Source organism: Micromonospora sp. CNZ285 (assembly GCF_004637285.1).
In genome coordinates this window covers 2935130-2949025 of record NZ_SPQD01000001.1, presented here as the reverse complement: position 1 = coordinate 2949025, position 13896 = coordinate 2935130, and the positions used below count along the sequence as shown (strand labels likewise).

Here is a 13896-nt window from a genome sequence, read left to right as displayed (position 1 = left end):
GGTGGTGGGCGAACTCCTCGACCGGGATACCGCGCAGACCTACGCCTCGTGGTTCCGGGCCCTGGCGGACCCGACCCGGGTGCAGATCGTGGAGTACCTGGCCCGGCATGCCCGGCCGATGAGCGTGGGGGAGATCGTCGCAGCTGTCGGGCTCGCCCAGTCCACCGTCTCCCAACACCTGAAGATCCTGACCGAGGTGCGGTTCGTGCTCGTCGAGCCGGTCGGCACCGCCCGCCACTACCGCATCAACGACGCATGCGTCGGCTGCTTCCCCTCCGCCGCCGACGTCGTCATGGGCCGACCCGCCCCCACCGTGAAAGGAGCCTGCTGATGGCCGACATCACCGTCCGCCCGATGACCTCGGACGACGCCGATCGTGTCCTCGCCATCTACCAGGCTGGCCTCGACGCCGGCAACGCCAGCTTCGAGACCACCGCCCCGACCTGGACAGCATTCGACGCGGCCAAGCTGCCGGACCACCGCCTCGTGGCCGTCGACGCGGACGACACCGTCCTCGGGTGGGTGGCGGTCTCGCCGACATCGAGCCGCGCGGTCTACGCCGGGGTGGTCGAGCACTCCGTCTACGTCGACCCCGCCGCCCAAGGCCGTGGCGTAGCCCGGCTGCTGCTGGACGCGCTGATCGCCTCCACCGAGGCCGCCGGCATCTGGACCATCCAGTCCGGAATCTTCCCCGAGAACACCGCCAGTCTCACCCTGCACCAGCGGGCCGGCTTCCGCGTCATCGGCACCCGCGAGCGGGTCGGCCGGCACCACGGCCGGTGGCGCGACGTCGTCCTGCTCGAGCGGCGCAGCCCCGTCATCTGAACCCCTTCGGCTCCGCCCGCCCCAGCACAACTGCACCTTCTTGATTCGACAGTTTTCAACACAGAGGAGTTTTCCGATGAGCATCCCGAACGAGCTGCCCGTCGTGGTGATCGGCGCGGGCCCGGTGGGTCTGGCCGCCGCCGCCCACCTGCACGAGCGTGGCCTGCCCTTCCTTGTTCTGGAGGCCGGTGACACCGCCGGCGCGGCGGTGCGGCAGTGGGGGCACGTGCGGGTGTTCTCCCCGTGGCGGTACAACGTCGACCCGGCCGCCCGCCGCCTGCTCGACGACGCCGGCTGGGTCGCCCCGGCCGAGGACGCGCTGCCCACCGGCGCGGAGCTGGTCGCCGACTACCTCCAGCCCCTCGCGGAGCTGCCGCAGCTCAAGCCGCACCTGCGCTACGGCGCGCGGGTGGAGGCGATCAGCCGCCTCGGCCTGGACCGGCTGCGCACCGCCGGCCGCGAGCAGACGCCGTTCCTGATCCGCCTCGCCGACGGTGACGAACTGCTGGCCCGCGCGGTCATTGACGCCTCCGGCACCTGGGGCACCCCCAACGTCCTCGGCGCCTCCGGCCTGCCCGCCCGTGGAGAGAAGGACGTGGCCGCGTACCTGGAGCACGCCCTGCCCGACGTACTCGGCGCCGACCGGGACCGGTTCGCCGGCCGGCACACCCTGGTCGTCGGCGCCGGCCACTCCGCCGCGAACACGCTGCTCTCCCTGGCCGAGCTGGCCGCCGCCGAGCCGGGCACGGAGGTGACCTGGGCGATCCGCTCGGCCAGCCCCGCCCGCACCTACGGCGGCGGCGACGCCGACGCGCTGCCCGCCCGCGGCGCGCTCGGCTCCCGGCTGCGCGAACACGTGGACGCCGGCCGGATCCGGCTGCTCACCGGCTTCTGCGTGCACGCGCTCACCCCGGCCGACGGCCGGGTCGCCGTCGTTGTCCGGCACGCCGACGGTAGCGAGGAGGAGGTGATCGTCGACCGGATCGTTGCCGCGACCGGCTTCCGCCCGGACCACTCGATCGCCGCCGAACTGCGCCTGGACCTGGACCCGGTCATGGGCGCCACCCGGGCTCTCGCCCCGCTGATCGATCCGAACGAGCACTCCTGCGGCACCGTCCCCCCGCACGGCGTCCACGAGCTCGGACACCCGGAGTCCGGCTACTACGCCGTCGGCATGAAGAGCTACGGGCGCGCGCCGACGTTCCTCATGGCCACCGGCTACGAGCAGGTCCGCTCCGTCGTCGCCGCCCTCGCCGGCGACTGGCAGGCGGCCCGGGACGTCCAGCTCGACCTGCCCGAAACCGGCGTCTGCAACAGCAACCCCGCCGAGGCGACCGGCACCGACAGCAGCTGCGGCCCCGCCCCGCAGCCGGCCGGGAAGGGGCTTGCCACGGGCATCGCCGGTGGGCTGCTGTCCGCCCCGCTGAGCCTCATCAGCCTCGACACCTCGACCAGCGGCCAGACCGGCGGCTGCTGCGCCAGCTGATGACCACCACCACGATGGCGCCCGCCGACCCCACCGTCGGCGGGCACCACCGGTGGCGCATCGTCGCCGCCCTCGCGATCACCTCGACCGTCGGCTACGGCACCATCTACTACGCCTACGCCGTGCTGCTCGGCCCGATGGCGACCAGCCTCGGCGCCTCGATCACCGCCGTCACCGGGGCGCTGACCGTCAGCGTCCTCGCCGGCGCGTTGATGGCCATCGCGGTCGGCAGGTGGCTCGACCGGCACGGCGGACGGGCCCTCATGACCCTCGGCTCGATCACCGCCACCGCGCTGCTGATCGCCTGGTCCCAGGTCCAGACCATCGGGCAGCTCTACGCCGTCATGATCGGTGTCGGGATCACCGGCGCGATGGTCCTCTACGAACCCGCCTTCGCCGTCATCGTCTCCTGGTTCACCCCCGACCGACGCCCCACCGCCCTGCTTGCGGTCACCGTCGTCGCCGGGTTCGCCAGCACGATCTTCATGCCACTCACCGGCTACCTGGTCGCCCACCTCGGCTGGCGCGGCGCGCTCCTCACGCTCGCCGCCGTCCACGGCGTAGTGACCGTGCCGCTGCACGCCCTCACCGTTCGCAAACCGCCGCACGTCACAGCGTCCAACCCCACGCTGCGAACGGCCCACGCCTCGCGGCGGACGGCGGCGCGCGCCGCGATGCGCGATCCCCGGTTCTGGATCCTCGCCGCCGCCCTCATCGCCCACGGCGCCGCCACCAGCACCATCGGCGTCCACCTGGTCAGCTACCTGACCAGCCGCGGCCACCCGGCTACTTACGCCGCCACCGCCGCCGGCCTCCTCGGCGTCCTGTCCGTCACCGGAAGACTCGTCCTCACCGCCGCCCGACGCCGACTCCCCGTCACCACCATCGTCGCTGGCGTCTTCGCCATCCAAGCAGTCGCCGTCCTCGCTATGCCCCTCGCCGCCGGAACCCGCGTCGGAGCCATCGTCACCGTCACCGGATTCGGGCTCGGCTTCGGCATCGCCAGCCTCGCCACCCCAGCACTCCTCGTCGACCGCTACGGCACCACCGCCTACGCCACCATCGCGGGACGACTCGCCGCCCCCGTCACCACCGCCAAAGCCGCCGCACCCCTGCTTGCCGCCACGCTCCTACCGCACGGCGGCTACCACCTCTTACTCGCCGCCGTCAGCACCGCATGCCTCCTCGCCGCCATCAGCATGCGCACCGTGGGGGAGGCCAGGACCGACAGCGGCGAGTACCGCAACCAGCCGGACTTACCGCGTCCAGGAACCCGCGTGGCTGCCGTGCCAGGGCCAGATTCAGCTCAAGCACCGGCAGATGGCGAGCGTGCAGAAGGCCGACACAACGACAGCCCGACGTCTACCCCAGGTCCCACGCGGTCCACGTGACGACCCATGGCCGCCCGGGTCGCGCGGCCGGAAGCGGCTGATCCCCGAAGAGAACTGCTCCTACCGCCTCGGCGGCTGCCTGCATCTCCGCCTCCGCGTCCCGCAGCGGATCACACACCACCAGCAGGAGATCGCCGTGAACGAGTGTCTGGGCGTGGTGGCCCGTCTGCTGCCTGATCAGCGACCGAATCTCCTTCCGAAGGACGGCAAGCTGGTCACCGGGGACCTGCCGGACCTCCGCGTGCCCGTGCTCACGCACCACGTCGCAGACCACCTGCGCGACGACCGGGACTCTGCGGTCGACCGCCGGCGCGGGGAACAGGCGGTCCATCAGCGTCAGACACCGTCGGCACGTCGGCGCGAACGCCGGCTCCCGGTACCTGCTCAGCGTCCCGCCGTCACCGCCGACCATCAGCGCCCAGACCCGCCCGCACATCGTCGTGTGCTCCCAGATCGGCTCCCGCAGCGCCTCGACGTCATAACGCCGCTGGACTGCCTCACGCTCACTGTCCCCGCCCGTGAGGTAGTGGTCGGGTACGGCGCTGCGGCCCTGCTCCAACGGCCCCTGCCGGCGCGCGAGGTGCACGGCCTCACCGCCGGCGACCGCCACGAGAAGCAGCACGGCCTCCCCGGCGGTGATGACGTTCGGTCCGTGCAGGCCGTCACGCATGCCAGCAGTATGCCCGCCCCCGTTTGATGCCGGGCGGCCACACGCGAGGCTTGGTCCGGCCTCCAGAGCCCGCTGCCGTCAAGCTCGTCGAGCACGTCGACGCGGGACCGCATCTGCCGTTGTCGCCGGCATGACACAAGCTTCCCGCCTGTACGGCGAACAGCTCGTCCGGCCGCTCGTTCCTGCCGCCATGCCCACCTGGCCCCGCCCGTGCCCGAGGCCGATGCCGGCACTGCCCGTTCACGTTCCTCCGCGGGTGTTCGCCGCCGCGCAGGACGTGCTGCTGGGGATGGCTGTCCCGTCGAGCTGCGGCCGGGTGACCGCACAACAGCTCCTGCACCCGTTGGGCTGGGAGCCGGGCCGCCGCCTCGACATCCAGCCACCTCAGGGGATGCTCGTCGTCGGCTCGGCCCACGACGGACGGCACCAGATAGGCAGCCGCGGTGAGCTGCCTCTACCGGCACCTGCGCGGCGGATGTGCGGGATCGAGCCCGGCTGGCCGGTGCTGCTCGCTGCTCTCGTCATCCACGACCTGCTCGTCGTGCACCCCGCCAGCACCGTCATCGGCGTCCTCGCCGACCTACACACTCGACTTGCGGGAGCTGGACATGCCCGCTGACGCCACCGCCGACGCCGCAGCGCGGCAGGTCTTGGCTCACCTCGGCGTTACCCTGACCGACCTCCAATCCCACACCGACGGCCCAGCCCCCCTGCCGACGATCGCCGAGTACCTACCCCGCGTCATCGCCGCAGCAGGCCCCGGCGCCCAACGCACCTACGGCACCTACTGGCAGCGCATGGCCGCCGTCTGGCGCGACCGACCGCTGGACGCCGTCGCGGCCAGCGACGTCGAGGCCATGACAGCAGATGACCATCACTGCCCGGTCGCGGCGTAACAGCCGCAACGGCCGGCACGCGGGCGAGCATGTCATCGCCGCCGCTCGCGCTTTCTACTCCCGGGCTGTTGCTGATGGTCTGATCGACGCGTCGGCCAGTCCCGCCCATCGTGTCGCCAAACCCCGCCGCCTCCCTAGCACCCGCCGTGCCCTGACGTCCTACGAGTTGGAGGAGATCAATGCGGTGGCACGGACCAGCGGCAATGACGTCATCCTCGACGCCCTCCTGCTACGCCTGCACACCGAAAGCGCCTGCCGGCGCGGCGGCGCCCTCGCCCTGCGGCTTGTTGATCTGGACCGCTCCAACGGCCTCGTGCGCCTGAACGAGAAGAGCGGCACCGTACGGTGGCAGCCGATCAGCCTCGGCCTCGCCGAGCACCTGCACGAACACGCCCGCGTCCGCGGCGCAGTTCTGCCCACCGACCAACTGTTGCGCTACCGCAACGGCCTGCCGATCAGCAGCCGCCGCTACGACCACCTGTGGAAACGCATCGGGGAACGCCTGCCCTGGGTCGTCGTGCACGGCATCTCCACCCACTGGCTGCGGCACACCACGCTCACCTGGGTGGAACGCCACTTCGGCTACGGGGTAGCCCGCGCCTACGCGGGTCACACCGACAGCCCAGCATCGTCCACCATTACCTACATCAAAGCCGATCTCCACGACGTGGCCGACGCGCTGTCGGCGATGACCGGACAGCCACACCCATTCGCAAAAACGAGCGAGACCCCGAACGGCCCGGCGACAGACACCCTGCCCTGATTAGCCTATGTGACCCACCCGGGCGGCGTGCTGGGGAATGGCTCCGCATCGCGCCGGGGTCTGTGGATCTAAAGGTGTTTCCGGCCTGACCTGCCGGGCGTTGTGCCTGGTGAGGAGGGTGCCGTGATGACCGCGACACTGAACGACCAGACCGGACGTAAGAAGCGGCCCGAGCCGTCGGCGGAGGCGAAGGCTGCCGCTGAGCTGGTCCGGGCCGCGAAGGAACAAGGGCTGTCGCTGACCGGCCCGGATGGACTGTTGAAGCAGTTGACCAAGACGGTCCTGGAGACCGCGCTGAACGAGGAGATGACCGAGCACCTCGGCTATGCCAAACACGACCAGGCCGGGGCCGGGTCGGGCAACGTCCGCAACGGGACTCGGTCGAAGACGGTGCTGACCGAAGCCAACGGCCCGGTGCAGATCGACGTGCCTCGGGACCGGGCTGGCACGTTCGAGCCGCAGATCGTGCGCAAGCGGCAGCGCCGGTTGTCGGGGGTCGATGAGGTCGTGTTGTCGTTGTATGCCAAAGGGTTGACGACCGGGGAGATCTCGGCGCACTTCGCGGAGATCTACGGTGCGTCGGTCAGCAAGGAGACGATCTCCCGGATCACCGACAAGGTGATCGAGGAGATGACCGACTGGTCGCACCGCCCGTTGGACGAGATCTACGCCGCCGTGTTCATCGACGCCATCGTGGTCAAGGTCCGCGACGGGCAGGTCGCCAATCGGCCCTTCTACGCCGCGATCGGGGTCACCCTCGACGGCGACAAAGACATCCTCGGCCTGTGGGCCGGCGCCGGTGGTGAGGGCGCGAAGTTCTGGATGAGCGTGCTGACCGACCTGCGCAACCGCGGCGTCAAGGACGTGTTCTTCCTCGTCTGCGACGGCCTGAAAGGGCTGCCGGAGGTCGTCACGAACGTCTGGCCCCGAACCGTGGTGCAGACGTGCATCATCCATCTGATCCGCAACACGTTCCGCCTCACCTCCCGCAAGTACTGGGACGAGCTGAAACGCGACATCAAACCGATCTACACCGCCGTCAACGCTCAAGTGGCCAGGGCGGCGTTCGACGATCTAGCCGAGAAGTGGGGCGGCCGGTATCCGGCGGTGATCCGACTGTGGGACAACGCCTGGGCCGAGTTCATCCCGTTCCTCGACTACGACCTGGAGATCCGCACCGTCATCTGTTCCACGAACGCGATCGAGTCGCTCAACGCCCGCTACCGGCGGGCCGTGAAGGCCCGCGGCCACTTCCCGAACGAGCAGGCCGCGTTGAAGTGTCTGTACCTGGTGACCCGGTCCCTGGACCCCACCGGAGCAGGCAGAACCCGATGGACGATGCGCTGGAAACCCGCCCTGAACGCCTTCGCCATCACCTTCAGCGACCGCTTCCCCGCCGCTGAAACCTACTAACCAAGATCGCCGGAAACACCCTTAGCGAGACAGGCCCTCGCGCCGAACGGCAATTTCAAGAACTCCGGATTCTTCGGCCGTATTGGTGCCAGCGCAGGCAGCAGAATTGATTGCATTAGTTGCGCCCTGGCGTGCTCGCGGGCAGCTCACGCCTGTAGTGTTACGCATCGTGAAGTGCTAGACTTAACGCATGAGCACCCGTTTGTATAACGGATGCTACATAGGAGTGTTCAGCTCCCCCCTCGGACACGAACCATTACCCCACGGTGCGCGTTGAGATCTACTTCAGCGCGCACCGTTTGCGTTTCCGGCTGGTAGTTCAGCCGGAGTCCGAGTTGCCGGTAGACCTCGGGTTTGTCGGCGGGGTCGGCGTCGCGGAGCACGGTGGTGATGTCGCCGAGCGCGTTCACCAGGGCCGTGATCTCTGCTCGGCTCAGCCGGCGCGGGGTGGCTCCCGCGATGGCCCGAAGTTCGGCTTCCGCGCGGGTGCGTTCGGCCTGGGTTTGGGCGATCCAGCCGGTGACTACTGCTGGGTCGGCGCCGGCATCGAGGGCGGCGCGGTAGCGCTCAAGCTTGGCGTCGCACTCGGTGATGATCGCTTGGGCTGCGGTGCCCGTTGTAGGCGGATGGTTCAGGGGTTGGGCGTCTGCCATCGCGGTGATCGTCTGCGCGATGCGGTGGGGCGCGAAGGCGGAGGCCAGCCAGGAGTCGAGCGGGTCGGTGAGCGCGTCCTCGCGCAGGTACACGTTGCGGGGGTGGGGAACCTGGTTGGCGAGGGCGTACTCCTGGGGGAAGCGGCAGCGGTAGTAGGCGTCGCCGTGGTTGTACTGGCCCTGCATGCGCCGGTCGCAGGCGGCGCAGTAGATGAGGCCCCGGAAGACGTACGGGTTGCGGGTGCGCTGCCGGACGTGTTGTCCACCGGTTCCCCGGCCCCGCCGGTGCAGGATGGCTTGGGCCTCTTCGAAGGTCGCGTCGTCGATGAGTGGTTCGTGGGTGATGTCCTTGGAGACCACCCACTTGTCGCGGGGGTTCCAGCGCATGACGCCGGTGTGGCCCATGGCCACGTCGTCGACGTCAAGCAGCACCTCGTCGGTGCGTTGCTTGTTCCAGACCTGCCGGCCGGTGTAGCGGGGGTTGGTGAGGATGACACGGACCGCGCTCTTGGACCAGGCGATTCCGCTGCGGTGGCGGTTGCGGGCGCGGTCGTGCGCTGACGGGCAGGGGACGTGATTGGCGGTGAGTCCCTCGGCGATGGCGAACAGGCCGATACCGGAGAGGAACTCGGCGAAGATCCGCCGGACGATCGGGGCGGTCTGCTCGTCGGGGATGAGGCCCTTGAGGTGTTTGCCGTCGGCGGCCTTGGCGGGGTTGGGGTGGGGTCCGAGGTCGCGCAGTGTGTAGCCATAGGGCGGTCGACCGCCGAGGTAGCGGCCCTCGAGCAGGGTCTGGGCGGCCATGGCAGTGCGGACGCGCAGCTTGATGCGGTTGCGTTCGCCTTTGCTCATGCCGCCGAAGACGGACATGACCAGCTCATGGGCCTCATTGTCGGGGTCGATCGGGCCGCCGATCTCGGGCACCCACAGTTCGACGCCGTAATGCGCGAACAGCGGCACCGTGAGACCGAACTGGTTGCCGTAGAAGGCGCGGTGAGGTTCACCGACCACGACGGCAGAGAAACCGCGCCGAGGGTCGCGCAGCGCCGCGAGAAGAAGGCTCGCCTGGACTCGCCGCTGCCAGGGGAGGGAGCGGCTCTGGCCGACGTCGAAGTACTCCGTGACGATGCGTCCACTGTGAGGCTGGATGAGTGTGGTTGCTCGGGTGAGTTGCCAGCTTCGGGACGATTCGGGGTCTTGGTTGTCCTCGGTCGACACCCGGCCGTAAAAGGCGAAGGGTTTCGGTGGAGGGGCGTTCATCGGTTCTCCTGGTTCGAGTTGTCGGTGCGGCGGTCGTTCGCGTGTCTGAGGAGCTTCAGCAGAGCGGCAGCGGCGCCGGGGTTCAACTCGGGTGGCTGCTCGGGTACTACCACGCTGGCGACGCTGGGCGGTGCGCTGCTGTCGATGGTCTCGACCGTCCATGAACGATCGTCTTCGCTCAGCTGGTCAAGTCCCTCGTCGGCCGGCGCGGCCGAATCCGGCTCTTGGTGATGTTCAGACTGGTGGTCGGGCGGCAGCGTCATGCGCCTCCGTCCGGCGGTCGCCCCGGCCGGCACACGCTGCGGTGGGCGTGCGCCGACCGCTCCTTGGCCTCCGTCAGCTCGCGGTGAGAGGGGGCGGACCGGAGGTCGAGGTCAGCATCGACCGCAAGGATGGGCGGGATCGTGGCGCTGTAGCTCGTAGCGCTGGTGACTCGGGCCGTGGCAGATGGGTGGGTTGTCATGGGAGATGTCCTCAGGGTTGGTCGGTGCCGGTTGCTCCGGCGGGCATGAAGAAGCGGCCGGTGCCGTGAGGCACCGGCCGCTCGTTGGGCAGCGGGGGCGTGACGTCTCTGCGGTCGTCAGGTTGGTTGGTGGCGGCCGTCGAGGTCGGTGGCAAGCGCATGGGGGCGTGGCTTGCTGTGCGCCCGGGTGGGCCAACCTGCTGCGAAGAGCACTCTCTTCACACCGAAGAGGTCACTGGTTCGATCCCAGTATCGCCCACCATGAATATAGGCAGGTAGGAAGCCCGTCACCGGATTCACCGGTAACGGGCTTCTCCGCTGTTGCCCCTTAAATTGGGAGCAGGTTGGGAGCAGGCAGCTCCCCGGCGCACCGACGCCAAGCTGGCATGGCAACCGCCTGGCTCATGTCACCCGTTGAAAGTCGAATACCAAAGCACGGCTGGTTCCACGCGGAAACAGCTCAGATGCTCAGGACCGACGTGCCGGGGCCCCGCGACCAGTCCGGCGCGCAGCCGTGCTGGAGCGGCAGCTTCGCCAGGACGTCGATGTGGACACAATGGCGTATTGCAGCCTGGGCTGTGACTGTGAGCTCGCCGTAGCCTCTGAGGAAGCCCGTACGTAGAGCCAGGCGCAGCGGCCAAATGCCGCCCGGAGGCGTATGGCACCGCGTGCGACCTTGCCGGCAGCAGCCTCCTGCGACGAATCCCGGCGGCGGCGACGCTTCTGCAGATCGTCGAGGAGAAGCTGTGGTCGGAGTTCTGGCGGCCGTCTACATCGCGCCCCGACTCGAACAACGCCGTTCGCTACGTCGGGAGCCAGGTCCGGTCGGGGCTTGCCAGGGTGGACGACCGTATCCAGGAGCATGTACGAGGCCGGTCGGGCCACACGCTGGACCCGTCTGATGGTGGTGCCGCTGATTCCGGACACCGAGGTGGCTCTCGTGGGCTGGGTCGAAGGACGCGTCGGCGCGGTGCTGCAGCCGTTGGACACGATGCGGCTGCCGCCATCAGGCCAGAAGGCCTGCGGGCTTCAGCCCGCCTCGGTAACGGAACGTCCGGGGTGGTTGGCTTCGTCCTTGACTGTGCGGCCGGCCACCCCGCCAAGCCGGAACGCCTCGGCGGATCGGACGGCTGGTCGAGCCAATGGCCCGGTGAACCTTCATCCGGTTGGCGCCTGGTCGTACATATGGGCGAGTGTCGCCCCTCTTCTTCAGCTCGCTGAGCGTTAGGGTGTCGAGCCGGACGCTCAGACGGCGGCGAATGATCACGGAGCGAGTGCTTTGACGTCAGCAACGGCACCAACGGAAAGCAGCCAGGCGGCATCGCCGGTGAGTGCGAAGCACGGACCGGCACGGTTCTGGGCTGTCGACCTCCACGTCCACACCCCAGCCTCGCGCGACGTCGACGTGCACACCTACGGCGCCACCGAGCCCCGGCAGATCGTCGACGCGGCGATCGCCGCCGGACTCCACGCGATCGCCGTGACCGACCACAACACGGCTGGCTGGTGCGACCGGATGGCCGAGGCCGCGCGCGACACGACGCTCGTGGTGCTGCCCGGTCTGGAACTCAGCACGGCCGAAGGGCATCTCCTCGCCATCTGGGAGGAGGGCACCCCGGCGCAGCATCTCGAGGACGTGCTCGTCGAACTCGGCGTTGTCCGCGCCGACCACGGTGACCTGCACAAGGCCCTGGACAAGGGCTTCGCCGACACCGCAAAGATCATTGCCGCCCGGGGCGGCATGGCGATCCCAGCGCACGCCGACCGGGAGAAGGGCCTGCTCCGCCTCGCCGTCGCCGACCGGATCAACCAGACGCTGCTCGACGACGCCATCAGCGCGGTCGAGATCGTCGACGTCACGGAGGCTGAGCGGATCAAGGCCCGGCTCGACCGCCGGCGCGATCTCGCGCTCGTCCGCAGCTCGGACACCACCGCACCCGGCGTGAGCTGGCATGTCCTGCGCGGCATCGGTCATCGCCGGACCTGGATCAAGGCGTCGCGGCCCGACCTGCGCGGCCTCCGGCACGCACTGGCGGATCCGGAGTTGCGTGTCCGCTTGGACGAGCCCGGAGCGCCGGAGCACACGGTGATCGAGTCGGTGACCGTGACTGGCGGGTTCCTCGACGGGCAGCAGTTCCAGTTCTCGTGTGACCTCAACTGCCTGCTCGGCGGGACCGGTGCCGGCAAGTCCCTGCTGATCGAGCTGGTCCGGTTCGCCCTCGACCAGCAGACCGACGCCGGCGACTTCCCCCAGGTCCGCAAAGAGGTCGACTCCCGGCTCAAGTACGCCCTCACCTCCGGCTCGACCGTCGAGGTCGTCCTCACTCGTGGCCACGCGCGGTGCCTCGTGCGCCGGGCGTACTTCGAGGACGGGTCCACCCAGCCGGAGTTCATCGGCGACACCGAGCAGCTAACCGGCCTGGCCGGCCGGATCGCGATCACCGGGTTCTCGCAGAGCGAGGTGATCGAGTACGCCCGAACGCCGGTCGGCCGGATGGCGCTCATCGACGCCGCGCTCGACCTGAACGAGTGCGAGATCCGCGAATCGGACGCGGTCGGCCGACTCAATGACAACGGCCGACTTATCGGCTCGCTGGAGTCCAAGATCGCACAGGCCCGCGCCAGGTTGGAGACCCTTCCAGACGTCGAAAAGCGGCTGGAGGAACTGTCTGGCCTGTTCGACGGCGAGACCATCAAGATGCAGGCAAAGTGGAGTGCCGAGAAGGCCCTCTTTGAGCCGGTCGTCGGTATCCCTGAACTGAAGATCAAGGCCCGGACCGACGGCGGGGACAAGTTCCGGGGCTCGGCCGCGATCGCCGACAATCAAGATCTTTACCAGCGAGTGCAGGCGGCGTACAAGCAGCTGCAGGAGGCGATCGAGGCGGCCAACGCGCAGGTGGCCCAGGTTCTGCTGGTGGTGAACAAGGAGCTGGTCGCCGTCCGGCAGGAGTGGCTTGAGCGGTATCGGAAGTTCGACCAGGAACTCGCCGAGGCGGTCAGTCAAATCGACGTCGACAACAAGGGCCTCGCCGCGCTGCGCACCCGGCTGGTGGAACTCCAGACGGAGAAGGCGAAGCTCGACGCCCAGCGGACCCAGCTCAACGACGAGTTCCTGCCGAACCTGGCCGCCGCCACGACCTATCGGGAAGAGTTGATCGCCGAGCTGCTCGAGGCGCGCAAAGCACGCCGTCGGCGGCGCGAAGAACGAATCAAGGCGCTCAACAAGCTGATGGGCGGCATCGTCCGGATCAAGATGCTCTCCGAGAACGACGACTCGGCCTATCTGGCGGACCTGACCGCCATCGCCAAGGGATCCCGGCTGCGCGCCCCGGTCCTCCAGCTGATCTGCGAGAAGACCCTGCCGGTAAAACTGGTCCGCTCGTTCCTCGCCGACGACGTCGACGGCGTGTGTACCGCCACCGGCGCCGAACGCAAGCACATCGAGACCCTGTTCGAGCACGTGCGGGAGAAAGGCATCATCGAGGACTTCCTACGGATGCAAACCCTCGACCTGCACGACGGCCTGTCCGTCGAGTTCCGCAAGCACGCTAACGACGGCTATGTGCCGATCGAGCGGCTCGCGCACGGCCAGAAGTGCACCGCCATCCTCATCATCGCCCTCGCCGACGGCAACGACCCTCTGATCATCGACCAGCCCGAGGACGCGCTCCACGCCCCGTGGATCGAGGAATACCTTGTCGCGAAACTGCGCGACTTGCGCGGTGGCCGGCAGTACATCTTCGCCACCCGCAGCCCCGGCCTCGTCGTCTCCGCCGATGCCGAAATGATCATCACTCTCACCTCCGACGCGAACAACGGCGTCGTCGAAGCCACCGGCTCCCTCGAACGCCACGACCTCAACGCCCTGACGCTCTACCACCTGGAAGGTGGTCCGGTGCCCTTCAAACGCCGAACCGTCAAGCTCGGCTCGTCGATGAACTAACGCTCGGCTACGTTGACAAACAGCGGGCGCAACGAGGGACTGCCGTAGGCAAGGGCGGCGGACGGTGCCCGAGGTCGCGGACTTCCACGACGCCGCCAGACGAAGTGCTCAGAACTCAGGTGCGAGAGGTTGG

General features: G+C 68.9%; 12 protein-coding genes. 9 read left to right on the top strand and 3 right to left on the bottom strand.

Annotation, left to right across the window (positions count from 1 at the left end; translation table 11 throughout):
* Positions 1-4 precede the first annotated feature (4 nt).
* The 4 genes from CLT75_RS13195 (at position 5) to CLT75_RS13180 (ending at position 3702) form a co-directional block, all read left to right on the top strand.
* Entirely contained in the window at positions 5-331 is a 327-nt protein-coding gene (locus CLT75_RS13195) for an ArsR/SmtB family transcription factor (protein ID WP_030274753.1), read from the top strand.
* A complete protein-coding gene (locus CLT75_RS13190; protein WP_030274750.1) occupies positions 331-825 on the top strand; it encodes a GNAT family N-acetyltransferase in 495 nt (164 codons plus the stop codon). The genes CLT75_RS13195 and CLT75_RS13190 overlap by 1 nt, the downstream gene beginning before the upstream one ends.
* 76 nt (positions 826-901) lie before the next feature.
* On the top strand, positions 902-2311 hold the full coding sequence (locus CLT75_RS13185) for an FAD-dependent oxidoreductase (RefSeq protein WP_030274749.1): 1410 nt from the start codon (positions 902-904) through the stop codon (positions 2309-2311).
* Positions 2311-3702 carry an MFS transporter gene (locus tag CLT75_RS13180; protein WP_082171418.1) on the top strand — a complete coding sequence of 464 codons (1392 nt, stop codon included), beginning with the start codon at positions 2311-2313 and terminating at the stop codon, positions 3700-3702. Before CLT75_RS13185 ends, CLT75_RS13180 begins: the two co-directional genes overlap by 1 nt.
* Here the strand turns inward: CLT75_RS13180 and CLT75_RS13175 are convergent.
* Positions 3674-4372, bottom strand: coding sequence for a hypothetical protein (locus CLT75_RS13175; protein ID WP_047893942.1), 699 nt, complete (start codon positions 4370-4372; stop codon positions 3674-3676). The two genes, CLT75_RS13180 and CLT75_RS13175, sit on opposite strands and share 29 nt — an antisense overlap.
* Before the next feature lie 256 nt (positions 4373-4628).
* Between CLT75_RS13175 and CLT75_RS13170 the strand changes: the two genes are divergently transcribed.
* From CLT75_RS13170 to CLT75_RS13155, 4 genes are all read left to right on the top strand, one after another.
* A complete protein-coding gene (locus CLT75_RS13170; RefSeq protein ID WP_030274746.1) occupies positions 4629-4991 on the top strand; it encodes a hypothetical protein in 363 nt (120 codons plus the stop codon).
* A complete protein-coding gene (locus CLT75_RS33240) occupies positions 4981-5268 on the top strand; it encodes a hypothetical protein (RefSeq protein ID WP_053065512.1) in 288 nt (95 codons plus the stop codon). Before CLT75_RS13170 ends, CLT75_RS33240 begins: the two co-directional genes overlap by 11 nt.
* The gene (locus CLT75_RS13160; RefSeq protein ID WP_091331295.1) at positions 5240-6031 is read left to right on the top strand and encodes a tyrosine-type recombinase/integrase; all 792 of its coding nucleotides are present in this window, start codon (positions 5240-5242) and stop codon (positions 6029-6031) included. The genes CLT75_RS33240 and CLT75_RS13160 overlap by 29 nt, the downstream gene beginning before the upstream one ends.
* 126 nt (positions 6032-6157) lie before the next feature.
* The gene (locus CLT75_RS13155; protein WP_104115820.1) at positions 6158-7444 is read left to right on the top strand and encodes an IS256 family transposase; all 1287 of its coding nucleotides are present in this window, start codon (positions 6158-6160) and stop codon (positions 7442-7444) included.
* Positions 7445-7674: 230 nt separating this feature from the next.
* Here CLT75_RS13155 and CLT75_RS13150 read toward each other — a convergent pair whose 3' ends face one another.
* The gene (locus CLT75_RS13150; RefSeq protein WP_135241029.1) at positions 7675-9357 is read right to left on the bottom strand and encodes a recombinase family protein; all 1683 of its coding nucleotides are present in this window, start codon (positions 9355-9357) and stop codon (positions 7675-7677) included.
* The gene (locus CLT75_RS13145; protein WP_116507046.1) at positions 9354-9620 is read right to left on the bottom strand and encodes a hypothetical protein; all 267 of its coding nucleotides are present in this window, start codon (positions 9618-9620) and stop codon (positions 9354-9356) included. The genes CLT75_RS13150 and CLT75_RS13145 overlap by 4 nt, the downstream gene beginning before the upstream one ends.
* Before the next feature lie 1479 nt (positions 9621-11099).
* On the opposite strand from CLT75_RS13145, the gene CLT75_RS13140 reads away from it, so the two are divergent.
* On the top strand, positions 11100-13763 hold the full coding sequence (locus CLT75_RS13140) for a PHP domain-containing protein (protein ID WP_486485165.1): 2664 nt from the start codon (positions 11100-11102) through the stop codon (positions 13761-13763).
* Positions 13764-13896: the final 133 nt, after the last annotated feature.

Bases quoted from the DNA above. Each gene is read 5' to 3' on its own strand.
- CLT75_RS13190 (WP_030274750.1), top strand. From the start codon at position 331: ATGGCCGACATCACCGTCCGCCCGATGACCTCGGACGACGCCGATCGT.
- CLT75_RS13185 (WP_030274749.1), top strand. From the start codon at position 902: ATGAGCATCCCGAACGAGCTGCCCGTCGTGGTGATCGGCGCGGGCCCG.
- CLT75_RS13180 (WP_082171418.1), top strand. From the start codon at position 2,311: ATGACCACCACCACGATGGCGCCCGCCGACCCCACCGTCGGCGGGCAC.
- CLT75_RS13175 (WP_047893942.1), bottom strand. From the start codon at position 4,372: ATGCGTGACGGCCTGCACGGACCGAACGTCATCACCGCCGGGGAGGCC.
- CLT75_RS33240 (WP_053065512.1), top strand. From the start codon at position 4,981: ATGCCCGCTGACGCCACCGCCGACGCCGCAGCGCGGCAGGTCTTGGCT.
- CLT75_RS13160 (WP_091331295.1), top strand. From the start codon at position 5,240: ATGACCATCACTGCCCGGTCGCGGCGTAACAGCCGCAACGGCCGGCAC.
- CLT75_RS13155 (WP_104115820.1), top strand. From the start codon at position 6,158: ATGACCGCGACACTGAACGACCAGACCGGACGTAAGAAGCGGCCCGAG.
- CLT75_RS13150 (WP_135241029.1), bottom strand. From the start codon at position 9,357: ATGAACGCCCCTCCACCGAAACCCTTCGCCTTTTACGGCCGGGTGTCG.
- CLT75_RS13145 (WP_116507046.1), bottom strand. From the start codon at position 9,620: ATGACGCTGCCGCCCGACCACCAGTCTGAACATCACCAAGAGCCGGAT.